Source organism: Nocardia sp. NPDC127579 (genome assembly GCF_042672005.1).
GTDB lineage: Bacteria > Actinomycetota > Actinomycetes > Mycobacteriales > Mycobacteriaceae > Nocardia.
In genome coordinates this window covers 47,776-67,755 of the sequence record NZ_JBHXVZ010000004.1, presented here as the reverse complement: position 1 = coordinate 67,755, position 19,980 = coordinate 47,776, and the positions used below count along the sequence as shown (strand labels likewise).

Genomic DNA, 19,980 nt, shown 5'->3' with positions numbered 1-19,980 from the left:
CACATCAGCCCGCTCGGAAGCCTCTATATATGTGGACGACACACACATAGAGGAAGCAGACCATGGGCCCGATCACGGCATTGCTGGCGACATCGTTCGGAGTGCACCTTCTGACGCTGGGCAGGCTGTGGCTGAGGCTATCGGCACGTACCGAACAGGAGCGAGCGCGCCAGCGGTATGTGGTCGGACTCGTCGAGGCGCTACCGGGCGGCAGCCGGCTCGACGACGTGGGTGCCAGCGGCGGACGGGTCAGCGTGGTCATAGGTGCGGAGCCGGGGTCACGCCCGTGACCAGTGAGCCGGACAACCCGAGTGGGCAGCTCCACCGTGCCCGGACATCTCGAATCACGGCCAGTCCAGTCGAATTGGAAGTCGCTGCCTTCAGTGACTTCTACCGCAAGAACGTCCCGCGACTCGTGGCGTTCCTAGTCGAACAGCACGGTGCGACCGAGGCCGACGCCGCGGACGTCGCGCAGGACACGATGACGAAGTTGTGGCGGTCGTGGTCGAGTATCGACTACCCGTGGACCTGGGTGTGCACGGTCAGCAGCCGCGCGTACGCGCGACGATTCGGCAGACTGGCGGAAGATCCGGTCGCGGAGATATCCGAGCGCACAGCGCTCTGGAGTGGTCATCTCGATTTCGCGGCCGCGGAGTGCCAGCTCGACTTCCTCAGCGCGCTTGCCGCTTTGCCGCCCCGACAACGACAGGTCATGGCGTGGACCTTCGCCCAGTTCACCACGGAGCAGATCGCCTCGACCCTCCAGATCACCCGAGCCGCTGTCCGCGCCAACCTGATGAAGGCGCGTCGAACGATCGCGACCAACTGGGAGGCGGGCGAGGACCGATGACCGACAACCCACACGAGATTTCGTCAATCGTTCGCCGAGTCACGTCCGGCCACGAATCACTGGTCGCCGACCTGTCGAAAATCCTCGACGTCGAGGCGGGCCTGCGAGAGATCCTGCTGCCCGTGCGGCACGACAGCTATGTCACCGACCTCCGCTCGAGCCTCGATATCGAAGCGGGATTGGCCGAGGTCCTTTCCGCGCGTCCACTCCCCGCACGCTCGGATCGAAGCGCGGCGACCGGATCTCCCCGCGGCCCGGGAACGAGTCAGCATGTCACCGAAGGCAGCACACCGGGAAGGCGCGTCTCACCTCCGAAGCCGGGCGCCGTGCCGGTTCGTCGCGCTGACGAGGACGACGACCCCGACCTGTCCCGGGGCATCGATCCCGCCGATCCCCACAGGCCGGGACTCCAGCGCTTCCATTCGTGGCACAGTGTCGATTCCGATCTTCGGTGGTGGACGCGGAAACTCATCTACCGCGAATTGCAGGACGCCCGCGAGGCCGCGACCTATTTGTGCGACAAGATCATCATCGAGATCTCCGATCCCGAGTTCGGTTCGCCGCCCGCACTCCACCGGGAATCAGCTCTTTTCGAGTTCGACAGACTGCACCGGATTCCCAAGGCGCTCAGGCGCGCATCCGGAATACAGCACCGTATTGTGGAGGAAATCCCGGCAGATCATGCGGACAATATGTCGCCGATCACGAACATGCTCACCTACCTGGATGATCTGGCCAGCTACGCGGACCACGTCGCGAGGCTGGCCGGCCAACTGCGAAAGATGATGGAGAGCGCGTGCGACGACCATGATTCGATCGCCTGTTCATTCTCCACACCGCGGATAATCGCGCTCCGAAGCCACGTTTCCTTCTCGGTCAAGGAGATGACGAACCAGACGATCCGTGTGTGCCGAGTGTTCAACGACTTCACCGAAGCGAACCTTGCCGACCTCGAAATCGGCACCGAGGAACTGGACGGAGTCCGATGGTCGCTGCACACCCGGTGGCCGCCGCATCGGCGAATGGAGATAGAACGCGATTCCGTCCTGGTCGACCATGGCATCTACGAAGTCCGGAAAGGTCTGTGTCAGCGAGTATTCGCCTAGGGCGACCGACCGGCCCTCAGGCGGATTCGCGCAGCCGCTCGAGACCGTCGAGGATCAGGTCCAGACCGAACTCGAATTCGGTCTGGTCGTCGCACCAGCCGAGTTCGGGACCGGAGTCCTGGTGCGGCGGGTTGGCGATCATGCCCGCGATGTGGGGAAAGCGGTCGGCCATGGCGGCCAGGGCGGCGGTGGCTTCCTCGTCGGATTGTTCGCCCGCGGAATCGAACAGTTCCTGGGTGAAGCCCAGGGCGCGGCTGCCGAGGACGTGCAGGGCGTGGTGGGCGAGGTCGTAGGTGAAGCCGCCGGTGCGCAGCAGGCCGATGACGGCGTCGAAGTAGGTGAGCAGGGCGAGGTTCATCGGCGAGCGGGCGCCGATCAGCGCGGGTGCCCACCGGTGACGTAGCAGGACTGCGCGGGCGCGGAGAATGCGCTGGCGCAGTACGGGTTTCCAGTCGGCCGGGGATTCGCAGACCAGCGGCGCGACGGCCGCGTTGATGGTGTCGAGTACGGCCTCGATCATGCCGTCGAGGAGTTCGCCCTTGTTGGCCACGTGATAGTAGAGCGACATGGCCTCGACCCGGAGGTCGGTGGCGACACTGCGCATGGTGACCGCCGCGACACCGTCGCGGTCGGCGCGGGCCACGGCGGCGCGCAGGATCTGTTCGCGACTCAGTCGGGGGCGCTCGGTAACCATTGCCGGGCAACTTTACCGTACGAGGTAAGACGCCCAGCTCTTGACAGCCTTACGTTGTAATGCTTCGCTTGTGGAACACGACTTACAACGTAAGAGAAGAGTCCGCCATGTGGATCTGGATCGCGTTCCTCCTCGGCACCCCGGTGGGCTTGGCCCTGGCCGGATTCCTGTTCCTGCTGCTGTCCATGCGCACCGGCTACCGCCCCGGCCTCACGGCGGTCCGCCGCTTCAACCGGCGCTTCACCAACCGGCAGAACATGAAAACGGCGGGCCGGGTAGGCGCCAACGCGTCGGTCATCCGGCACGTCGGCCGGGTCAGCGGCAAGCCCTACGAGACGCCGATCGGCATCGCCGAAGCCGACGGCGACTTCCTCACCCTGCTGCCGTATGGCACCTCCGCCGATTGGCTGCGCAATGTGCTCGCGGCAGGATCGGCCGAGGTTGTCCACGAAGGTGTCACCTACCGGGTCGACGGGCCCGAGGTGGTCGCGTGGCACGCGGTCGCCCAGCATCTCTCGGCCGGAGAACGCTTGGCCGGGCGGATATTCGGGGTCGAGCACGTCCTGCGACTGCCGGGGCCGATCGCACAGTAGGGCACCCGTTCAGCGCTCGGGCACACCCCGGAGCAGCGCACCCAATTCGTCCAGGAGCCCGACAATCCTCTGCTGCTGCTCCGGCGCGAGCCCCGGCAGTTCGGTGGCGAGCGCGGCGTCGATCGACTCGCGGCCACGCGCACGGAAGATCTCCTGCCGCACCGTTCGGTCGATGCGCACGAGTACGCGGCGGCCGTCGGCCGGATCGGGGGCGGTGGCCAGCAGGCCTTCGTCGCGATAGCGGGCGACGATGCGCGAGACGAGACTCTGCACGATCGCGGTGCGCTCGGTGATCTCCCGGATCGATGAATCCGGGTGCAGCGCGACATCTTCGATCACCGCGTACTCGCTGGGCGCGAAGCGTTGGGCGCCGGTGTGGCCGGTGGCGGCGAAGGCGATGCTGCGCAGTCGACGGGCGATGAGGTGCAGGTTGGCGGCGTCCATGCCGAGCAATTTACATCACCAGTTATATAACTTAATATCCATCACTATGTATGGAATTGGGGCGTGGGCCGACAAGATCTCCCAGGGACTCGACACCGAACTGAGCCTGGCCAGGCTGCGGCGCAAGCACACACTCGAACAGCGAGTAGCGGGGCGAACCGTGCTGATCACCGGCGCGTCCTCGGGCATCGGGCGGGCGGCGGCGGTACGCGTCGGCGCGGCCGGAGCGAAGGTGGCACTGCTCGCCCGGCGTGAATCGGAACTGCGGGACGTAGCGCAGGAGATCGAGCAGGCGGGCGGCAAGGCATTCGTATACCCGTGCGATCTCAATGATTTCGAGGCGCTGGACTCGGCGGCCGAGCGTGTGCTGGTCGAGCACGACGGCGTCGACATCCTGGTCAACAATGCCGGACGGTCCATTCGCCGCATCGTCGCGGAGTCCTACGACCGCTTTCACGACTACGAGCGCACCATGCGGCTCAACTATTTCGCCGCGACGCGGCTCGTGCTGGCGGTGCTACCGGGTATGCGCGAACGCCGCGACGGTCAGATCGTCAACGTACTGTCCGTAGCCAATCTGGCCGGCGGCCCCGGCTACGGCGCCTACCTGGCCAGCAAGGCCGCGCTGGACACGCTCACCACCACGTTGCAAGCCGAAACCCTCACGGAGAACATCCGTTTCAGCTCGGTCTACATGCCCCTGGTCCAGACGCCCATGACCGCCGCGAACCCCCACTTCCGCGACCGCGGTCTGACGCCGGCCGACGCCGCCCGCGCTGTCTGCGACGCCATCATCGACCGCCCGCGCCGCATCGCCCCGGCGATCGGCCGGCTGATGGCCCTGATCGAAACCGTCTCGCCCGAAACAGCCGACAGTTCCCGCAACGCGCACTTCAACGCGCACTTCGTGAAAGGTAGGTGAGCTCAGAGCTGTTCGACGGCGAATCCGGTGAGCAGCACGCAGAAGCTGCCGATCTCACCGAGGATCAGGGCTGCCAGGACCAAGCGCAGCGCCGGTGGCGGATTGTGCATCTGGTTCTCGGTCTCCCGGGTGAGGCCCAGGCGCGTGTAGTTGGCGATGGTGATCACGAACATCACGACCATGGCTCCGGCCGCCGTGGCGTTCACGGCGGCCGGCCAGCCGGACAGTTCGACGAAGATCGCGATCATGGCGGTCGCGAACGAATACAGCAGCGCGGAACGGTGTGCGATATCGACGTAGGGGTGAGCGCGCCCGTCCGCCGCGGTGGTCATCGCCTGCCATTTCCATACGCCGAGCACGAGTGCCCAGACGAAAATTGATCCCGCCGCCAGCAACACCCACGCTGTTTCCGCGCTTACCGCCACAACCGATCCCTCATCACTCCATCAAGGCACCCGCGTCTCCGGGTTTGCCGAGCGGAAGCTTACCCACTTCGGGAGATCTCGCTCGCCGAGCGGCGAGCGCGTGATCGAGCCACCCAATCACGGTGCCACGGCGGCGAATCCGGTGCGCAGATCGGCGAGGATGTCCTCGATGCCCTCGATGCCGACCGCGAGGCGCACCAGCCCCGGGGTGACTCCGGAACTCAGTTGCTGCTCCGGCGTCAGCTGGGAGTGGGTGGTGGAGGCCGGATGGATGACCAGCGACCGCACGTCACCGATATTCGCGACATGGCTGTGCAGGGTGAGCGCGTCGACGAACCGTTTGCCCGCGTCGACGCCACCGGCCAGCTCGAACCCGATGACAGCGCCGACTCCCCTGGGCGCCAGCTGCTTTCCGCGCTCGTACCAGGGCGAGGAGGGCAGCCCGGCATAGGCGACCGAGGTCACCTCGGGACGCTGTTCGAGGAATTCGGCGACCGCCTGCGCATTGCCGACGTGACGCTGCACCCGCAGGCTCAGCGTCTCCAGCCCCTGGCTGATCAGGAAGGCGTTGAACGGCGCGATGGCCGCGCCGAGATCGCGCAGCAACTGCACACGCGCCTTGATGGCGAAGGCGGGCGCGCCGAGGTCGGCGTATACCACCCCGTGATAGCTCGGATCCGGTTCCACGAAGCCGGGGAATCGGGGCGAATCACCCTCGCGCACAGTCCAATCGAAGGTGCCGCCGTCCACGATGACACCGGCGATGGCCGCGCCGTGCCCGCCCAGGTACTTGGTCGCCGAGTGCACGACGATATCCGCGCCGTGCGCCAGCGGCTGGATCAAATACGGTGTGGCGACGGTGTTGTCGACGATGAGCGGCAGCCCGGCGGCGTGTGCGATGCCGGCGATTCCGGGGATGTCGAGAATGTGGTTCTGCGGGTTGGAGATCGTCTCGCCGTAGAACGCCTTGGTGTTGGGCCGCAGGGCGGCACGCCACTGCGCCAGATCGTCGGGGTCCTCGACGAAGGACACCTCGATGCCCAGTTTCGGCAGCGTGTAGTGGAAGAGGTTGTAGGTGCCGCCGTAGAGCCGCGGGCTGGACACGATGTGATCGCCCGCCCCGGCGAGATTCAGGATGGCGAGCGTCTCCGCCGCCTGCCCCGAGGACAGCAGCAGCCCGGCGACGCCGCCCTCGAGTGCCGCGATCCGCTGTTCCACCGCGTCCTGGGTGGGGTTGCCGATTCGGGTGTAGATGTTGCCCGGTTCCGCCAGCCCGAACAGCGCCGCCGCGTGGTCGGTATCGCGGAAGGTGTAGGAGGTGGTCTGGTAGATGGGCAGGGCGCGCGCCTGGGTGTTGCTGTCGGGGACCTGTCCGATATGGATCTGCTTGGTCTCGAAGCTCCAGTCGGCCGTCGGATCGGTGGCGGGGGTGGGTTCGCTCATTCCCCGACGTTAGGAACGCGGTAGTGCACTGGCAAGGGTTTCGCTCGCCCCGATCACTTCTTGCGCGCCCGGTAGGCGGCGACGGCGTTGCGGTTGCCGCAGGCGGTGCTGCAATAGCGGCGCGAGCGGTTGCGGGACAGGTCGAGCACGATGCCGTCGCAGGCGGCGTCGGCACACAGTGCGAGGCGGCTGAGCTCGTCGGCGCGTATGAGGTCGACGACGGCCATGGCGGTTTCGACGGCGATCCGGACCGGGAGCGGGGCGTCGGGCGCGACGGCATGGATGTGGTAGTCGACCTCGCCGTGCCGGACCAGCTGGGGTAGTGCGTGCTGCTCGGCCAGGGTGGCGTTCACCAGGTCGACGGTGCTGTCGCGATCGCTGGTGAGCATGCGGCGCAGAGCCGGGCGCAGCGCGCGGACGGCGGCGAGTTCGGCCGCGGTGCGCGCGTGCGCGCCGGTGTAGGCGTGCTTGACGAAAAACCGGTCCAGGTGGGCGATCTCGGTCAGGGTGTCGGGGTCCTCGGCCGAGTTGACCAGCTCCACCGCGGCGACCAGCGACGCTTCGGTGTCATGAGCGAAATTCATGTTGACACATTACCAAGGCGACCGTAGCGTCATCAGCCATGGCGGTTATGACTAATGACATCAGAAGTAGGCGGCTCCGGTCCGGGCTGCTCGTCGCGGTGGCCTCCGCCATGTCGTTCGGCCTCTCGGGCCCGCTGGCCCGCGGCCTGATGGACGCCGGATGGACAGCCGCGGCGGCCGTCGCCGTGCGCGTCCTGGTAGCCGCTGCCGTGCTGGCGCCGATCGCGGCGATCCAGTTGCGCGGCGCGCCGGGGCTGCTGCGCCGCAATGCCGCGCTGATCACGGCCTACGGCCTGCTGGCGGTGGCCGGCACCCAGCTCGCGTACTTCAACGCGGTCCGGCACATGGAGGTCGGCGTGGCGCTCCTGATCGAGTACACAGCGCCGATCGCGGTGGTCGGCTGGCTGTGGGCGCGGCACCGCGAACGCCCCGGCGCCGCCACCGTCGCCGGTGGCCTGATCGGAATCCTCGGCCTGATCCTGGTGATCGACCTGCGTTCCGGACTGGCCGCCAGCTGGGCGGGAATCGCATGGGCGCTGGCCGCGATGATCGGCGCGGCAGCGTATTTCGTGCTGTCCGCCCAGGGCGCGGGTAGCCTGCCCGGCACCGTGCTGGCGGCGGGCGGGCTGACGGTCGGCGGACTCACCCTGCTCGCCGCGGGCGCGGCCGGGCTGGTCCCGCTGGCAGCCGCCACGAATCCCGTTGCGTTCCAGGGCTTCACCGTCGCCTGGTGGGTCCCGGTGCTGCTGCTCGGCACCGTGACCGCGGCCTTCGCCTACGTCTCCGGCATCGCGGCTACCCGCCTGCTCGGCTCCCGCCTGGCCTCCTTCGTCGCACTCTTCGAAGTGCTGGCCGCCCTGAGTTTCGCCTGGCTGCTGCTCGGCGAGGCGCCGCGCGCGCTCCAATTGCTCGGCGGCGCACTGATTCTCGTCGGCGTCGTGGTGGTCCGCCGGGGCGAACCGGCGCAGATCAGCGCTGCCGCAGCAGAAACCGCTGCACCTTCCCGCTAGGGGTCTTGGGCAGGCTGTCGACGAAGTGCACGGTGCGCGGGTAGGCGTGCGCCGCGAACTTCGTCTTGACCAGCTGCTGGAGTTCGGCTTCCAGCTCCGGGCCACCGTGCGCGCCGGCCCGCAACACGACGAACGCCTCGACCACTTCGCCGCGCAATTCGTCCGGCATGCCGACCACGGCCGCCTCGATCACCGAATCGTGCAGCACCAGCACGCTTTCCACATCGAAGGGGCCGATACGGTAACCCGCCATGATGATCACGTCGTCGTCGCGAGCGGAGAAGTAGAAGAACCCGTCCTCGTCCACGGTCCCGGCATCACCGGTCACATACCAGCGACCGTCGCCGGCGTAGCGCGACGCCGTCTTCTCCGGCGCGTCGACATAACCGGGAAACCAATAGGCCGGACTCGACCGGATATCGACCACCACCCGCCCCGGCTCCCCCGGGCCGAGCACCCGGTCGGCGTCCTCGGCCAGGATGGCCATGGCGAAACCGGGCAGCGGCCGCCCCATCGATCCCGCCCGGGTCTCGGTGCGTACCGCGTCGTGCCAGGCATTGGCGATCAGCATGCCGGTCTCGGTCTGTCCGTAGTGGTCGCGCACCGCCACACCGAGCGTGGTCACCGACCACGCCGGAATGTCCGGAGTCAGCGGTTCACCGGCGGAGGAGGCGCGGCGCAGCGCCAAACCAGTCGGCGCGCCGGAACTGTCGGCCCGTAGCGCGCGATACACGGTCGGCGCGGCGGCGAAGTTCGTGACGCCGAACCGCTCGAGCACCTGCCAGGTCAACGGGGCCGAGAAGCCGGAATGCAGGAGCAGGCTGCGGGTTCCGGTCACCAGCGGGGTGAGCAGGGTGTAGTACAGGCCGTACGCCCAGCCGGGATCGGCGATATTCCAGTACACGTCCTCGGGCCGGACATCGAGCGCGAATTCCTGGTAGGACTGCATACTCGCCAGAGCCCGCAGCGGGACCGGCACGCCTTTCGGCGTTCCGGTGGTGCCACTGGTGTAGAGCTGGACCAACAGGCCCTCCGGCCCGACCGCCACGGCCCGGCCGCCCGGGTCGTCCGCGGAATACTCCGAGAGCAGACGATCCAGCGCGAGCTCGGCGTCGGAGGCGCCCGCCACGATTACCCGCCAGGCCGGGTCGGGCTCCAGCTTGGGCAGCTGATCCGCGTCGGCGACAACGACTTTCGCACCGCTCGAGGTCAACCGGAAGGCGACCGCGGGCGCCGCGAACGCCGTGAACAACGGCACGTGCACCGCGCCGCGACGCCAGATACCCAGCAGTACGGTGACCAGATCCGCGGACTTGCCCATCAACACGCCAACCCGGTCGCCGGGCTCGACACCGAGTCCGGCCAGCGCCGCCGCGCACCGGGTGGAGCGCTCGCGCAGCTCCCCGTAGGTCAGATCGGTCGCCGTCAGATCGGTTTCGACGACGGTGAAAGCGACGGCGTCGGCCGGATGCCGATCGCAGAGCAGATCCGCGGCGCACGCCTGCGGCGAGCCGTATTCCTCGAGCAGCCGGCGGACACGGGCGGCGGGGTCGGTCATCGTCTGTCTCCTGATCGAACGTGGCTTGCGCAAGGCACCCTAGTGAGCCGGGTCACGCGGCGACCACCCCCGAAAGTGGGTACTACGGGAGCAGACGTAATCGGCGGGCGTTGACCACGGCCTGGTGCCGTGTGCCGGCGTCGAGTTTGCGCATGGCACCGCGCAGATAGCTCTTGACCGTCTCGGGTTGTAACGAAAGACGTTCCGCCGCCTCGATATTCGAGCAGCCGAGCGCGACCTGGGCGAGCACGTCGAGCTCGCGGGGCGACAGGGTCACCGTCGGCTCGGCCGCGTGCTCGCCCGACACCAGCGCGGCCAGCCGCTCCGACAATCCCACCAGCCCACGCCGCAGCGCCGGATCGGCCACACCCCCGGCGAAGCCGCGCAACTCCGCGTGGATATCGCGAATCCCCTCGGCGAGGTCCGCCGAACCCGTCGGCGCCGCGGCGGCCCGCGCCATTCGCATGCGCCGATCCACCTCGTCGCGGATCGCGAATTCGGTCGACAGGCGAGCGGCCGCCCGCGCGACGACCTCGGTGGCCCGATCACCAACGGGTTCGGTCCGGCCCGCCGCGTACAGCACCGCCCGCGCCTGCCCGCGCACCACCACCGGCACCGCGACCACCGAGCGGATGCCCTCCCCCACCACCATCCGGTCGTAGTCGTGGCTGATCGAGCGCGCGGTCGCGTAATCCGCGACACCGGCGGGGCGGCCCAGCGCCACCACGCGTCCACCCAGTCCGCTGGCCGGGGCGACCAGCAGTCCGTGCAGACCACGTGTGCGAGTGCCGACGAACTCCGACAGCTTCAGCACGGCATCGGACCGGACCACACCGCCGAACGCCACCGGCACCGCCAGTTCACCCACTATGCGCCGCAGTTCGGCCCGCAGGGCGTCGTCGTCGCGCGGGCGCAGCGCGGCCGCCGCCCGCACGGACTCACCTCGCGATGCTGAGCCCATGGGCGATCCCTTCGTCGAGCGGCAGCGTAAGCGGATGCTAGATCCCGTGCCGCGCCGCCGTCCGGCTTTCCGCCGAACCGACTACCGCCCGGCCACCTTGGTCGGGCAGCCGATCTCCCACCAGATCCGCCAACACGCGTGCAGCAGATGTTGACGCACGGTCCCCGACGACGTGCGATGCGCACCGCGTGCGACGGTGACGTCCATCAGCAGGTCACGGACATGACCGTCGCGGGTGTCGACGCCCTGGGGGTCGGTGCCGGAGATCGCGAACGGGATGGCCGGAATGAGCCCGATCCGCTCGGCCACCGGAGCCAGCGGTTCGGGATCGGGCAGATCCGAGTCGCGGCGATAGAGGACCTGATCGTGATAGAAGCGATCGTCCTCGATCTGCTTGCGCACCAGCATGTCTCGCCAGCGGGCGCCGTCGAGGATCTCGGCGACCGAGAGGATGTCGCCGACGCCGTGATAGGGGGTGCGCAGACCGTTGGACACCGAGAGCAATTCGCGGTGCTCCGGATTCAGATAGCCGCCCACATTGCGGTGCAGCAGCGCCAATTCGTAGTCGGAGGCGCCGGGATGCAGCGGCGAGGGGCTGTCCGGGCGGCCGATGGCGTGCAGTTCGTCGATCTTGGCGACGATCTCGGCCAGCGTCGGCGGGTGCGTGCGCAGATTGCGGCCCCACCAGGGTTCGGAGTATTCGCCGAGGGTGGCCTGGTCGGCTTCGGCGATCATGCTGTCGAGTTCGGCGCTGAAGAAGCTGTAGAGGTCCGGGTAGGTCATCTCGGGCGGCAGCGGCACCGCCGCACCGGTCACCAGGCGGGTCGCCCGGCCGGTGAACAGGTAGATGTTCCCGGCGTAGCCGATGTCGTTCTCGACGACGAGCTGGTATTGCCCGGGATCGTTGGGCGCGCCGACCTCCTCGGCCCATTCGTCGTCGTCGAACCAGATATCGGCCTGCATCAGGCCCGAGGCCCACCGCCCGCCCGAACCGATGTCCTCGGTGCCGAGCAGCGAGTAGGACAGATCGAAGTACTCCCAGCCGTCGGCGACGGTCAGCAGTTCCCGATACTGCGGATCCAGTCGCCGGCCCAGCCGCTGCTCGGCCGCGACCAGTTCGTCCTCGCTGGCACCCGGATTGGGCCGGGTGTCCGATTCGTATTCGCGGAACTGGACCAGGCGTCTCTTCTGGACCACCATGCCCTCGATCAGTTCCTGCCAGGCCTCCCGCCCCACCGCCGCGCCCATCCGACTCCTTTGCTGACAGTTTGCTACCAGCGGGAGCCTAGTCAGCTCGGGCAGATCGGACGAGTAGCTCAGCCCGGGCAAATCGGCGTGTCGGGCGGTACGGGAAAATAAACGGGTGACCACCGAGGAAGCCCGGCCCACTCCCCCCGTGACCAGTGCGTCGATCATCGTGCTGACGCTCGCGCGCAAGGTGGAGTCCGAGCTGGGCGCGGGGCTGGCGCCCTTGGATCTCACCATTGCCCGGCTGGGTTTGCTCGGACATATCTCGGGCCTGCCCGGGGTGTCCTTCAGCGATCTGGCACGCATGTCCGGAACGAGCGTGCAGAGCGTGCACAATGCGGTGAAGTCGCTGGTGAACGCGGAGTTGGTGCGCGATCGGACCGCACGCGCGGGGTCGGCGTCGACGATCGAGCTGACCCCGAAGGGCGAGCGATTGCTCGCCGATGCTCGAAAGGTGGTGTCGGAGGTCGATTCCCGGCTGTTCGGACCGGACTCGGATCCGATCCTGCGACAGGTGGGCGCGGCCATCCTGGCGGCATTCTCCGCGCCCGGGTGATACCGGCCACATCCTTCAACGCAGTTGAAGCTTGCCGTTAAGCTTCAATCACATTGAAGGATGAGAGGGGTACGTCCCGTGCAGCACGTTCTGCTGTCGATCCATGTGGTGGCGGGCATCGTGTTCGTCGGCGGATCGGCCGTCGCCACCAGCCTGTTCCCCAAGTACGCGCCGGTCACCGGCGGCCCGCCCGACACCGAACGCAGCCTCGGAGTGGCCCGCGCCATGCACCGGATCACCGGCGGTTACGCCAAGATCGGCCTGATCGTGCCGCTCGTCGGCATCGTGCTCGCCGCAGTCCAGGGCCGCATGGGCGAAATCTGGATCACCCTGGCGATGATCCTGACCGCGATCGCGGGCGGCCTGGTCGCCCTCCAGATCCACCCCCTCCAGCGGGCCGCGCTCGCCACGCCCGACGACGGCCGCCGCCTGCGCACCCTGGCCATGCTCGCCGGCATCTACAACCTGCTGTGGACCGCCGTCGTCGTCCTCATGATCGTCCGCCCCACCTGAACCCGGGAGACCCGACATGTCCACCGACACCCTCGCGCTACCGGCCACCGCGCTGGCCACCGCGGCCCACACACTGATCAACCAGGCCCTGGCACCGCACCTGGTCAATCACAGCATCCGCGGATACCTCTTCGCCCGCGGGTACGCCAGTCTGCAAGGGCTGCAACCGGATCGGGACTACAACGAGGAGAACCTCTTCCTGATCTGCGCCCTGCACGACCTCGGACTCGCCGAAATCGCCAATGGCGACCAGCAATTCGAGATCGACGGCGCCGACTACGCCGCACGCTTCCTCGAGGACAACGGCGTCACCGACGACCGGGTCGACACCGTCTGGGAGGGAATCGCCGCACATACCAACAACTTCACCGGCTCGCCGGTCTTCCGGCGCCGGCGACCCGCCGAGATCTGGATCGCCGTGCACGGCATCGGTCTGGACGTGGGCGGCAGCCCCGACGATCTCCCGCCCGGTGTGGCCGAGTCCGCCCACCGCGCCTACCCGCGCCTGGGCGGCACTCCCGCGCTCACTCGCGCCGTCGAACGGCAAGCCCTGGCCAAGCCGGTGAAAGCGCCACCGTGCACCTTCGCCGGAGAACTCGTGCACCAGCGGCACCCGGAGTTGCCCTACCCGACTCTGGACGCCCTCTTCAGCACCAACGGATGGGACAACTGAGATGACCGAACCGGGCGTCACCTTCATCAACGTCATCGAGATCGCCGCCGAGCACGTCGAAGAATTCGTCGCGCAATGGCGCGAGCGGGCCGCCCTGATGCGGCAGGCACCCGGCTTTCGCGATGTGGCGCTGCATCGGGCGCTGTTGCCGGACATGCGGTTTCAACTGATCAATGTCGCGCACTGGGACAGCGCCGAGGCGTGTACCGCTGCGGGAATGAACCCGGCCGTGGTCGCTTCGGTGGACACCGCCAGGCAAGTCGCCACGGCCCATCCCGGGTTGTACGAGGTTGTCGCCGAATACTTGTGAGGGCCGCGGGTCCTATGCGCCGCGTCCGGACTCGGCGGGCAGGTCGTTGTCGCCGTCTCGCGGCATGATCTCGTGCCGCTGACCCACGGCACCTAGACTGGCGGGTGTGAAAGCTCGACGCCTGCTCGTCCTGTCCCTGTTCGCGCCGCTGGTCCTGCTCGGCGCGGCCGCCTGCTCGAGCGAGGGCGCGGGTACCAAGACCGAATGCCAGCTCAGCGGATGCACCGTCACTTTCGACCGAGGTGTGAACGCCAAGGCGTCCGTGCTGGGCATCGACGCGGAACTCGTCGCCGTCAACGGCAACACCGTGACGCTGAAGGTCGGCGGGCAGCAGGTCGACGTGCCGGTCGGTGAAACCCAGCCCACCGACGGATTCAATGTCAGCGTGCAGGAGGTCACCGCCGACAACGTGGTCGTCAAGATCGCGACCGGCATCACCACCGGCTGAGCCGGGCTATTTCCGCAGCGCCTGCTTGACCTCGTCGACGTAGGCCAGCACGACGGTCTTGATCTCGGCCTCCGACAGTTCGGACTCGTACTCCACGAGCAGTTCGACGTACACGGTGAGGTTGGAGTCCAGGACACCGGCCGTGTAGCGGAAGGTGTCACCCTTGCCGCCGTTCGGGACGTAGCCGGTGGTGACCTCGGCCGCGAAGGTCTGCTCACCGTAGCCGGGGAGGGAACCGACCGTCGCGCCGATCGTCGCGAACCGTTTGTTGCTGAGGAAGCTGGGTTCCTGGTCCGGCCGGTGCAACGCCGCGCTGACCTTCAACTCGGCCGCGTTGCCACCGGTCTGGTTGCGCACCCGGCAACTCAGCGAGGGGCCCGAGAACGAGCTGCCTTCGAACTCTGTGTTCTCCGGCGTCGCGGACTGCGCCGACCATCGTTCGATCCGGGTCAGATCGATGATGTCGCAGGAATTGCCGATCCCGGCGACCGAGTAGTTGCCGGGCGTGGCCGCGTCGGCATCGTCACCGCCACGCGAGGTCAGCACCACCGTCGCGAGCAGCACCGCCACGGCGATCAGCACGAGCCCGCCGACAATCCACGGCGTGCGATTCGGCCGCACCGGCGGCGGCCCGTACCAGCCACCCGCCGGCGCGGGATATCCATGCGGCCCCGGCGGCTGATACCCGCCCATCGATGCCGACGGCGGATACCCACCCGCAGACCCAGGCTGCTGCCCGCCGGCCGAATACCCCGTCGGCCCGCCCGGATACTGCTGTCCACCACCGGCATACGACACGCTGCTCCCCCTCCGACAAGCTCTCGCGCAGCCTAACCGCTCGAGCCCGACGAGCACCGACCCGGGGCGGCTGCTAGCCCGTGAACGAGCTCAGCGGGAGGCGGCCGCAGACGCGAGGGTGGACAGGGTGGTGGAGCAGTCGGCGTCCAGGCGGAGGGTGGCGAGGTCGTCGCCGCGGGTGTGGCCGCGATTGACGATGACGACCGGGCGGCCGTGTTTGGCGGCGTGGCGGACGAAGCGCAGGCCGGACATCACGGTCAGCGACGAACCGGCGACCAGGAGGACGTCCGCCTCGTCGACCAGGGCGAAGGCGGCGGCTACGCGATCGCGGGGGACGTTCTCGCCGAAGTAGACGATATCGGGCTTGAGCAGTCCGCCGCAGCGGCGGCAGTCGACCATGCGGAAGTGCTCGGTGTCCTCGACGACGGCGTCGGCGTCCGGCGCGACTTCGACTCCGGTGGCCGTGGCCGCGGTGACGAAACCCGGGTTGGCGGCCTCGAGGCGCTCGGCCAGGGTCATACGCGAGATGAGCGCGGAACAGCCCAGGCAGCGCACCCGGGCGTAGGTGCCGTGCAGGTCGAGCACCCGGCGATGTCCGGCCTTGGTGTGCAGCAGGTCGACATTCTGGGTGATCAGCCCGGTGACGATGCCGAGCCGTTCCAGCCGGGCCAGCGCGCGGTGGCCGAGATTCGGGCGGGCGGCGTCCATCCGCCGCCAGCCGATGTGATTGCGCGCCCAGTACCGCTGCCGGAACACCGGATCACCGACGAACTGCTGATAGGTCATGGGCGTACGCGGCGGCGACGACGGACCGCGATAATCGGGAATCCCACTGTCAGTGGACAATCCGGCCCCGGTCAACACGGCGACGCGCCGACCGGAGAGGAGCTCGATCAGCGGCCCCGGATCCGTCTCGAGCAGCGATGTATCCGGCATGAGTTCAGCGTACGGACCGGCGCGGGCTCGATCCGAAGCGACGGCTACCGGAACCCCGCGTCCCGCGAAACACCGCGGCGCGGCCACGCCGCCAACTCGCGCACAGACCCTATGGTGTGAGCCAGTCGACGCGCGAGCCGGTAACCCCCGTCACGTGTCGGCGCTCACATTTACCACGCACCCTGCTCAGCAGCTGCCCAAGTCAACACTCCAGATTTGGGCAGATTGCTCAATTTCTGACGCGAAGGTTGTTCATTTCGCGCTGGATATACAGACTGGCGTCAACCAAATGCTCAACGATGCGAAATCGCCCCGATCGGGCGACAAGCAGATGGGTGGAGAAATGACAGCATCGCGAAGCGATTCCGTGAGGGGTGGTGGTCGGGCGACGGGCGGGCCCGAGCTCGCGGACCGCGAACTGATCCCAGCCCCCTACGACCTCGCCGACCGCTACCGGGTCGGCGCCGGAACCGTCGTCCTGACCGGCGTGCAGGCCATTGCCCGGCAGCTGGTCGAACAGCATGTGCGTGATCTGCGCGCGGGTCGCCGCATCGGCACCTTCGTCTCCGGCTATCAGGGCAGTCCGCTCGGCGGCGTCGACAAGATGCTCGGCGGCATGCCCGCCGTGCTGGCCGAGCACGACATCGCCTTCGTCCCCGGTCTCAACGAAGAGCTGGCCGCGACCTCGGTGTGGGGCAGCCAGGCCGAACTGCCCGCCGAGTCCGCCACCCACGACGGCGTGGTCGGCGTCTGGTACGGCAAGGGCCCGGGCCTGGATCGCGCCACCGACGCGCTGCGCCACGCCAATATGTACGGCGCCAGCGGACGCGGCGGCATGCTGCTGCTGGTCGGCGACGATCCGGCCTCCAAGTCCTCCACGGTGCCCGCGGTGAGCGAACGTTCGCTGGCGGCGATGAACATTCCGGTACTGTTCCCGCGCACCGCCCGCGAGATCATCACCATGGGTCTGCACGGTGTGGCGCTCTCGCGCGCCAGCGGCTGCGTGGTGGCGCTGAAGATCGTCGCCGATGTCGCGGACGGCGCCTGGACGGTGGACGGCTCGGTCGGCGAATTCGACATCGCCATCCCCGAAATCACTTGGGAGGGAAAGCCGTTCGTCTACAAGCAGCGGCCGATGGCCGCGCCGACGGACAGCGTGATCGCCGAGGCCGACTTGTACGGCCCGCGCTGGGAGCTGGTGCACGCCTACAGTACCGCCAACGAACTCGACGTGATCGAGGTGAACCCGCCGCACGCCACCGTCGGAATCGCCGCCACCGGAACGACTTTCGACGCCGTCCGGCAGGCCCTGCTGGACCTGGGCGTCGAGGACGCAGACCTGATGCGCGCCGGGGTCCGCCTGCTGCGGATCGGCATGCCGTTCCCGATCGCGGGACCGAAGGTCCGTGAATTCGCCCGCGACCTGGAGCATCTCATCGTGGTCGAGGACAAGACCGCATTCGTCGAGACCCAGATCCGCGAGATCCTCTACGGTTCGGACGGCCCGCGGATACTCGGCAAGCGCGATCTGGAGGGCAAACCGCTGTTCCCGCAGGACGGCGAGCTCACCACCGGCCGGATCATCGCGCCGCTGCGCCGCGCGCTCAACGCCCACCCCGACATGCTCGGCCTGACCAAGAAACGGCCACTGCCGCAACCTCTTTCGCTATCGGTGCTGTCGGCCAAGCGCGCCGCCTACTTCTGTAGCGGCTGCCCGCACAACCGGTCCACCGCCGTGCCGGAGGGCTCGCTCGCCGGCGGCGGCATCGGCTGCCACACCATGGTGACCATGTCCGGCCGCGACGATTCCAAGGTGCTCGGCCTGACCCAGATGGGCGGCGAGGGCGCGCAGTGGATCGGCCAGGCGCCGTTCACCCAGGTGCCGCACCTGTTCCAGAATGTCGGCGACGGCACGTATTTCCACTCCGGCCAGCTGGCCGTGCAGGCCTGCGTCGCGGCCGGGGTGAACATCACCTACAAGCTGCTCTACAACGATGTCGTCGCGATGACCGGCGCGCAGGACGCCGAGGGCGCGCTGGCGGTGCCGAAGCTGACGCACAAGCTGACCGTCGAGGGTGTCGCCCAGATCATCGTCTGCGCCGACGAACCCGGGAAATACCGTAAGCGTGATCTCGCGCCCGGCACCAAGCTCTGGCATCGCGACCGCCTGGACGAGGCGCAGCGCGCGCTGCGCGAGATCCCGGGCGTCACGGTGCTCATCTACGACCAGCACTGCGCCGCCGACGCGCGCCGCCAGCGCAAGCGCGGCACCCTGCCGGCCCGCCGCACCCGCGTGGTGATCAACGAGGCGGTCTGCGAGGGCTGCGGCGACTGCGGCACCAAGAGCAACTGTCTGTCGGTGCAGCCGGTCGACACCGAGTTCGGGCGCAAGACCCGGATCGATCAGACCTCCTGCAACACCGACTACACCTGCATGGACGGTGACTGCCCGTCCTTCGTCACGGTGGAGCTGCCCGACCCCGCGAAGACCGCCAAGCGCAAGAAGACCGGACATCCGGAGCCGCCCGCGCTCGCGCCGCTGGAGCACACCGCGCCGACCGCGACGCAGAACGTCTTCCTGGTGGGGATCGGCGGCACCGGCATCGTGACCGTCAACCAGGTGCTGGCCACCGCCGCCCTGCGCGCCGGCTACGACGTGGCGAGCCTGGATCAGATCGGCCTGAGCCAGAAGGCCGGTCCGGTGGTCTCGCACCTGCGCTTCGTCGCCGGTGCGCTCGAGCCCGCCAATCGCCTGACGCCGGGTTCGGCGGACTGCATCATCGCCTTCGATCTGCTGGCCGCGACCGACAACAAGAATCTCGCTTACGGTTCGGCGCAGACCACGCTGTCGGTCGCCTCGATCAGCCAGACCCCCACCGGCGACATGGTCTACGACAAGTCGGTGGCCTACCCCGAGACCGAGCAGCTGCTGGCGCGGCTGACGGGTGTCTCGCGCGCGGTGCGCTCCTTCGACGCGCTCGCGGCCGCCGAGATCCTGTTCGGCAATACCGCCGCCGCCAACTTCCTGCTGGTGGGTGCGGCCTGCCAGACCGGTGGACTGCGGATTCCGGCCGCGGCCATCGAGGAGGCCATCACCATCAACGGTGTCGCGGTGGCCGCGAATATCGCCGCCTTCCGCTGGGGTCGCACCGCGATCGCCCAGCCGGATGTCTTCGCCGCGGCGACCACCCGTCCGGCGCGCGCCAAGGCCGAGATCACCGTGCCGCCGGAGCTGCTGGACGGGTTCAGCGCGACCGGCGAGACCCGCCGGCTGGTCGAGCTGCGGGTCGCGGAGCTGATCGGTTTCCAGGGTGTCAAGGTGGCCCGCGACTACGTGGCCACGGTGCAGCGCGTCTGGGCCGCCGAGCAGTACCGCACGGGCCGTAGCGAATTCAGTGAGCAGGTCGCGCGCGGCCTGTACAAGTTCACCGCCTACAAGGACGAGTACGAGGTGGCCCGCCGCCTCACCGATCCGGTCTTCCTGGACGAGGTGAGCGCTCAGCTGCCCGAGGGCGCGAATCTCACCTACAAGCTGCACCCGCCGGTGCTGCGGGCGCTGGGCCGCAAGAAGAAGATCGGGATGGGCCCCAACAGCCATATCGCCCTGCGGGTGCTGGCCAAGGGGAAGCGGTTGCGCGGCACCAAGTTCGACCCGTTCGGCTACGCGCACGTCCGCAAGGTGGAGCGGGCTCTGCTCGCGCACTACACCGCCATGGTGACCGAGCTGGCCGCCGGGCTGACCGCCGAGAACCACGACCGCGCCGTCCAGGCCGCCGCGGCGACCGATCTGGTCCGCGGCTACGAGGACATCAAGCTGGCCAATGTGGAGCTCTACAGCGCACGCCTGCGCGAACTGGGTCTGGAACCCCCGCGGGTGTGACCGCGACGGCGCGGGACGCTGCCGGGCG

21 protein-coding genes are annotated in these 19,980 nt (G+C 68.3%); 11 read left to right on the top strand and 10 right to left on the bottom strand.

Annotated elements, in window-relative coordinates; translation table 11 throughout:
* The first annotated feature begins 364 nt into the window (after positions 1 to 364).
* Both ACFVMC_RS15590 and ACFVMC_RS15585 read left to right on the top strand, forming a co-directional pair.
* Positions 365 to 850, top strand: coding sequence for an RNA polymerase sigma factor (locus tag ACFVMC_RS15590; RefSeq protein WP_379210732.1), 486 nt, complete (start codon positions 365 to 367; stop codon positions 848 to 850).
* Positions 847 to 1,956 (top strand): hypothetical protein, encoded by a 1,110-nt coding sequence (locus tag ACFVMC_RS15585; protein WP_379210730.1) that lies wholly within the window; start codon positions 847 to 849, stop codon positions 1,954 to 1,956. Before ACFVMC_RS15590 ends, ACFVMC_RS15585 begins: the two co-directional genes overlap by 4 nt.
* Positions 1,957 to 1,972: 16 nt before the next feature.
* Here the strand turns inward: ACFVMC_RS15585 and ACFVMC_RS15580 are convergent, their stop codons facing one another.
* Positions 1,973 to 2,650 (bottom strand): TetR/AcrR family transcriptional regulator C-terminal domain-containing protein, encoded by a 678-nt coding sequence (locus tag ACFVMC_RS15580; protein ID WP_379210728.1) that lies wholly within the window; start codon positions 2,648 to 2,650, stop codon positions 1,973 to 1,975.
* A gap of 107 nt (positions 2,651 to 2,757) precedes the next feature.
* Between ACFVMC_RS15580 and ACFVMC_RS15575 the strand changes: the two genes are divergently transcribed.
* Positions 2,758 to 3,243: a nitroreductase/quinone reductase family protein gene (locus tag ACFVMC_RS15575; RefSeq protein ID WP_379210726.1), complete on the top strand. Its 486-nt coding sequence runs from the start codon at positions 2,758 to 2,760 to the stop codon at positions 3,241 to 3,243.
* 9 nt (positions 3,244 to 3,252) lie between these two features.
* Here ACFVMC_RS15575 and ACFVMC_RS15570 read toward each other — a convergent pair whose 3' ends face one another.
* Complete coding sequence (locus ACFVMC_RS15570) at positions 3,253 to 3,687, bottom strand: MarR family winged helix-turn-helix transcriptional regulator (protein WP_379210724.1); 435 nt, start codon at positions 3,685 to 3,687, stop codon at positions 3,253 to 3,255.
* A 46-nt stretch (positions 3,688 to 3,733) separates the two neighbouring features.
* On the opposite strand from ACFVMC_RS15570, the gene ACFVMC_RS15565 reads away from it, so the two are divergent.
* A complete protein-coding gene (locus ACFVMC_RS15565; RefSeq protein ID WP_379210723.1) occupies positions 3,734 to 4,609 on the top strand; it encodes an SDR family NAD(P)-dependent oxidoreductase in 876 nt (291 codons plus the stop codon).
* 2 nt (positions 4,610 to 4,611) lie between these two features.
* Here the strand turns inward: ACFVMC_RS15565 and ACFVMC_RS15560 are convergent, their stop codons facing one another.
* The 3 genes from ACFVMC_RS15560 to ACFVMC_RS15550 form a co-directional block, all read right to left on the bottom strand.
* The gene (locus ACFVMC_RS15560) at positions 4,612 to 5,034 is read right to left on the bottom strand and encodes a hypothetical protein (RefSeq protein WP_379210721.1); all 423 of its coding nucleotides are present in this window, start codon (positions 5,032 to 5,034) and stop codon (positions 4,612 to 4,614) included.
* 117 nt (positions 5,035 to 5,151) lie between these two features.
* Positions 5,152 to 6,477: a bifunctional o-acetylhomoserine/o-acetylserine sulfhydrylase gene (locus tag ACFVMC_RS15555; RefSeq protein ID WP_379210719.1), complete on the bottom strand. Its 1,326-nt coding sequence runs from the start codon at positions 6,475 to 6,477 to the stop codon at positions 5,152 to 5,154.
* A 53-nt stretch (positions 6,478 to 6,530) separates the two neighbouring features.
* Entirely contained in the window at positions 6,531 to 7,061 is a 531-nt protein-coding gene (locus tag ACFVMC_RS15550; protein WP_379210717.1) for a CGNR zinc finger domain-containing protein, read from the bottom strand.
* Positions 7,062 to 7,099: 38 nt separating this feature from the next.
* On the opposite strand from ACFVMC_RS15550, the gene ACFVMC_RS15545 reads away from it, so the two are divergent.
* A complete protein-coding gene (locus ACFVMC_RS15545) occupies positions 7,100 to 8,071 on the top strand; it encodes an EamA family transporter (RefSeq protein WP_379210715.1) in 972 nt (323 codons plus the stop codon).
* Here the strand turns inward: ACFVMC_RS15545 and ACFVMC_RS15540 are convergent.
* The 3 genes from ACFVMC_RS15540 to ACFVMC_RS15530 all read right to left on the bottom strand — a co-directional run bounded on the left by ACFVMC_RS15540 (position 8,031) and on the right by ACFVMC_RS15530 (position 11,838).
* A complete protein-coding gene (locus ACFVMC_RS15540) occupies positions 8,031 to 9,629 on the bottom strand; it encodes an AMP-binding protein (protein WP_379210713.1) in 1,599 nt (532 codons plus the stop codon). The genes ACFVMC_RS15545 and ACFVMC_RS15540 overlap by 41 nt on opposite strands.
* 82 nt (positions 9,630 to 9,711) lie before the next feature.
* Entirely contained in the window at positions 9,712 to 10,590 is an 879-nt protein-coding gene (locus tag ACFVMC_RS15535) for a response regulator transcription factor (protein ID WP_379210712.1), read from the bottom strand.
* A gap of 81 nt (positions 10,591 to 10,671) precedes the next feature.
* Positions 10,672 to 11,838: an SMI1/KNR4 family protein gene (locus ACFVMC_RS15530; protein WP_379210710.1), complete on the bottom strand. Its 1,167-nt coding sequence runs from the start codon at positions 11,836 to 11,838 to the stop codon at positions 10,672 to 10,674.
* 115 nt (positions 11,839 to 11,953) lie between these two features.
* Here ACFVMC_RS15530 and ACFVMC_RS15525 point away from each other — a divergent pair, with 115 nt between their 5' ends.
* The 5 genes from ACFVMC_RS15525 to ACFVMC_RS15505 all read left to right on the top strand — a co-directional run bounded on the left by ACFVMC_RS15525 (position 11,954) and on the right by ACFVMC_RS15505 (position 14,338).
* The gene (locus ACFVMC_RS15525) at positions 11,954 to 12,394 is read left to right on the top strand and encodes a MarR family winged helix-turn-helix transcriptional regulator (RefSeq protein WP_379210708.1); all 441 of its coding nucleotides are present in this window, start codon (positions 11,954 to 11,956) and stop codon (positions 12,392 to 12,394) included.
* 78 nt (positions 12,395 to 12,472) lie between these two features.
* Positions 12,473 to 12,907 (top strand): hypothetical protein, encoded by a 435-nt coding sequence (locus ACFVMC_RS15520; RefSeq protein WP_379210706.1) that lies wholly within the window; start codon positions 12,473 to 12,475, stop codon positions 12,905 to 12,907.
* Between the two features lie 16 nt (positions 12,908 to 12,923).
* Positions 12,924 to 13,580, top strand: coding sequence for an HD domain-containing protein (locus tag ACFVMC_RS15515; RefSeq protein WP_379210704.1), 657 nt, complete (start codon positions 12,924 to 12,926; stop codon positions 13,578 to 13,580).
* Position 13,581: 1 nt separating this feature from the next.
* Complete coding sequence (locus tag ACFVMC_RS15510) at positions 13,582 to 13,890, top strand: antibiotic biosynthesis monooxygenase family protein (protein ID WP_379210703.1); 309 nt, start codon at positions 13,582 to 13,584, stop codon at positions 13,888 to 13,890.
* A 106-nt stretch (positions 13,891 to 13,996) separates the two neighbouring features.
* On the top strand, positions 13,997 to 14,338 hold the full coding sequence (locus tag ACFVMC_RS15505) for a hypothetical protein (RefSeq protein ID WP_379210701.1): 342 nt from the start codon (positions 13,997 to 13,999) through the stop codon (positions 14,336 to 14,338).
* 6 nt (positions 14,339 to 14,344) lie between these two features.
* Here ACFVMC_RS15505 and ACFVMC_RS15500 read toward each other — a convergent pair whose 3' ends face one another.
* Positions 14,345 to 15,136, bottom strand: coding sequence for a hypothetical protein (locus tag ACFVMC_RS15500; protein WP_379210699.1), 792 nt, complete (start codon positions 15,134 to 15,136; stop codon positions 14,345 to 14,347).
* Between the two features lie 90 nt (positions 15,137 to 15,226).
* Positions 15,227 to 16,072, bottom strand: a complete 846-nt coding sequence (locus tag ACFVMC_RS15495) for an NAD-dependent protein deacetylase (RefSeq protein WP_379210697.1) — start codon at positions 16,070 to 16,072, stop codon at positions 15,227 to 15,229.
* A gap of 367 nt (positions 16,073 to 16,439) precedes the next feature.
* On the opposite strand from ACFVMC_RS15495, the gene ACFVMC_RS15490 reads away from it, so the two are divergent.
* Positions 16,440 to 19,952 carry an indolepyruvate ferredoxin oxidoreductase family protein gene (locus ACFVMC_RS15490; protein WP_379210695.1) on the top strand — a complete coding sequence of 1,171 codons (3,513 nt, stop codon included), beginning with the start codon at positions 16,440 to 16,442 and terminating at the stop codon, positions 19,950 to 19,952.
* The last annotated feature ends 28 nt before the right edge of the window (positions 19,953 to 19,980 follow it).

Coding starts and splice junctions, on each gene's coding strand:
- ACFVMC_RS15555 (WP_379210719.1), bottom strand. CDS start 6,477: ATGAGCGAACCCACCCCCGCCACCGATCCGACGGCCGACTGGAGCTTC.
- ACFVMC_RS15535 (WP_379210712.1), bottom strand. CDS start 10,590: ATGGGCTCAGCATCGCGAGGTGAGTCCGTGCGGGCGGCGGCCGCGCTG.
- ACFVMC_RS15565 (WP_379210723.1), top strand. CDS start 3,734: ATGTATGGAATTGGGGCGTGGGCCGACAAGATCTCCCAGGGACTCGAC.
- ACFVMC_RS15570 (WP_379210724.1), bottom strand. CDS start 3,687: ATGGACGCCGCCAACCTGCACCTCATCGCCCGTCGACTGCGCAGCATC.
- ACFVMC_RS15515 (WP_379210704.1), top strand. CDS start 12,924: ATGTCCACCGACACCCTCGCGCTACCGGCCACCGCGCTGGCCACCGCG.
- ACFVMC_RS15495 (WP_379210697.1), bottom strand. CDS start 16,072: ATGCCGGATACATCGCTGCTCGAGACGGATCCGGGGCCGCTGATCGAG.
- ACFVMC_RS15510 (WP_379210703.1), top strand. CDS start 13,582: ATGACCGAACCGGGCGTCACCTTCATCAACGTCATCGAGATCGCCGCC.
- ACFVMC_RS15550 (WP_379210717.1), bottom strand. CDS start 7,061: ATGAATTTCGCTCATGACACCGAAGCGTCGCTGGTCGCCGCGGTGGAG.
- ACFVMC_RS15575 (WP_379210726.1), top strand. CDS start 2,758: ATGTGGATCTGGATCGCGTTCCTCCTCGGCACCCCGGTGGGCTTGGCC.
- ACFVMC_RS15540 (WP_379210713.1), bottom strand. CDS start 9,629: ATGACCGACCCCGCCGCCCGTGTCCGCCGGCTGCTCGAGGAATACGGC.
- ACFVMC_RS15585 (WP_379210730.1), top strand. CDS start 847: ATGACCGACAACCCACACGAGATTTCGTCAATCGTTCGCCGAGTCACG.
- ACFVMC_RS15530 (WP_379210710.1), bottom strand. CDS start 11,838: ATGGGCGCGGCGGTGGGGCGGGAGGCCTGGCAGGAACTGATCGAGGGC.
- ACFVMC_RS15545 (WP_379210715.1), top strand. CDS start 7,100: ATGGCGGTTATGACTAATGACATCAGAAGTAGGCGGCTCCGGTCCGGG.
- ACFVMC_RS15580 (WP_379210728.1), bottom strand. CDS start 2,650: ATGGTTACCGAGCGCCCCCGACTGAGTCGCGAACAGATCCTGCGCGCC.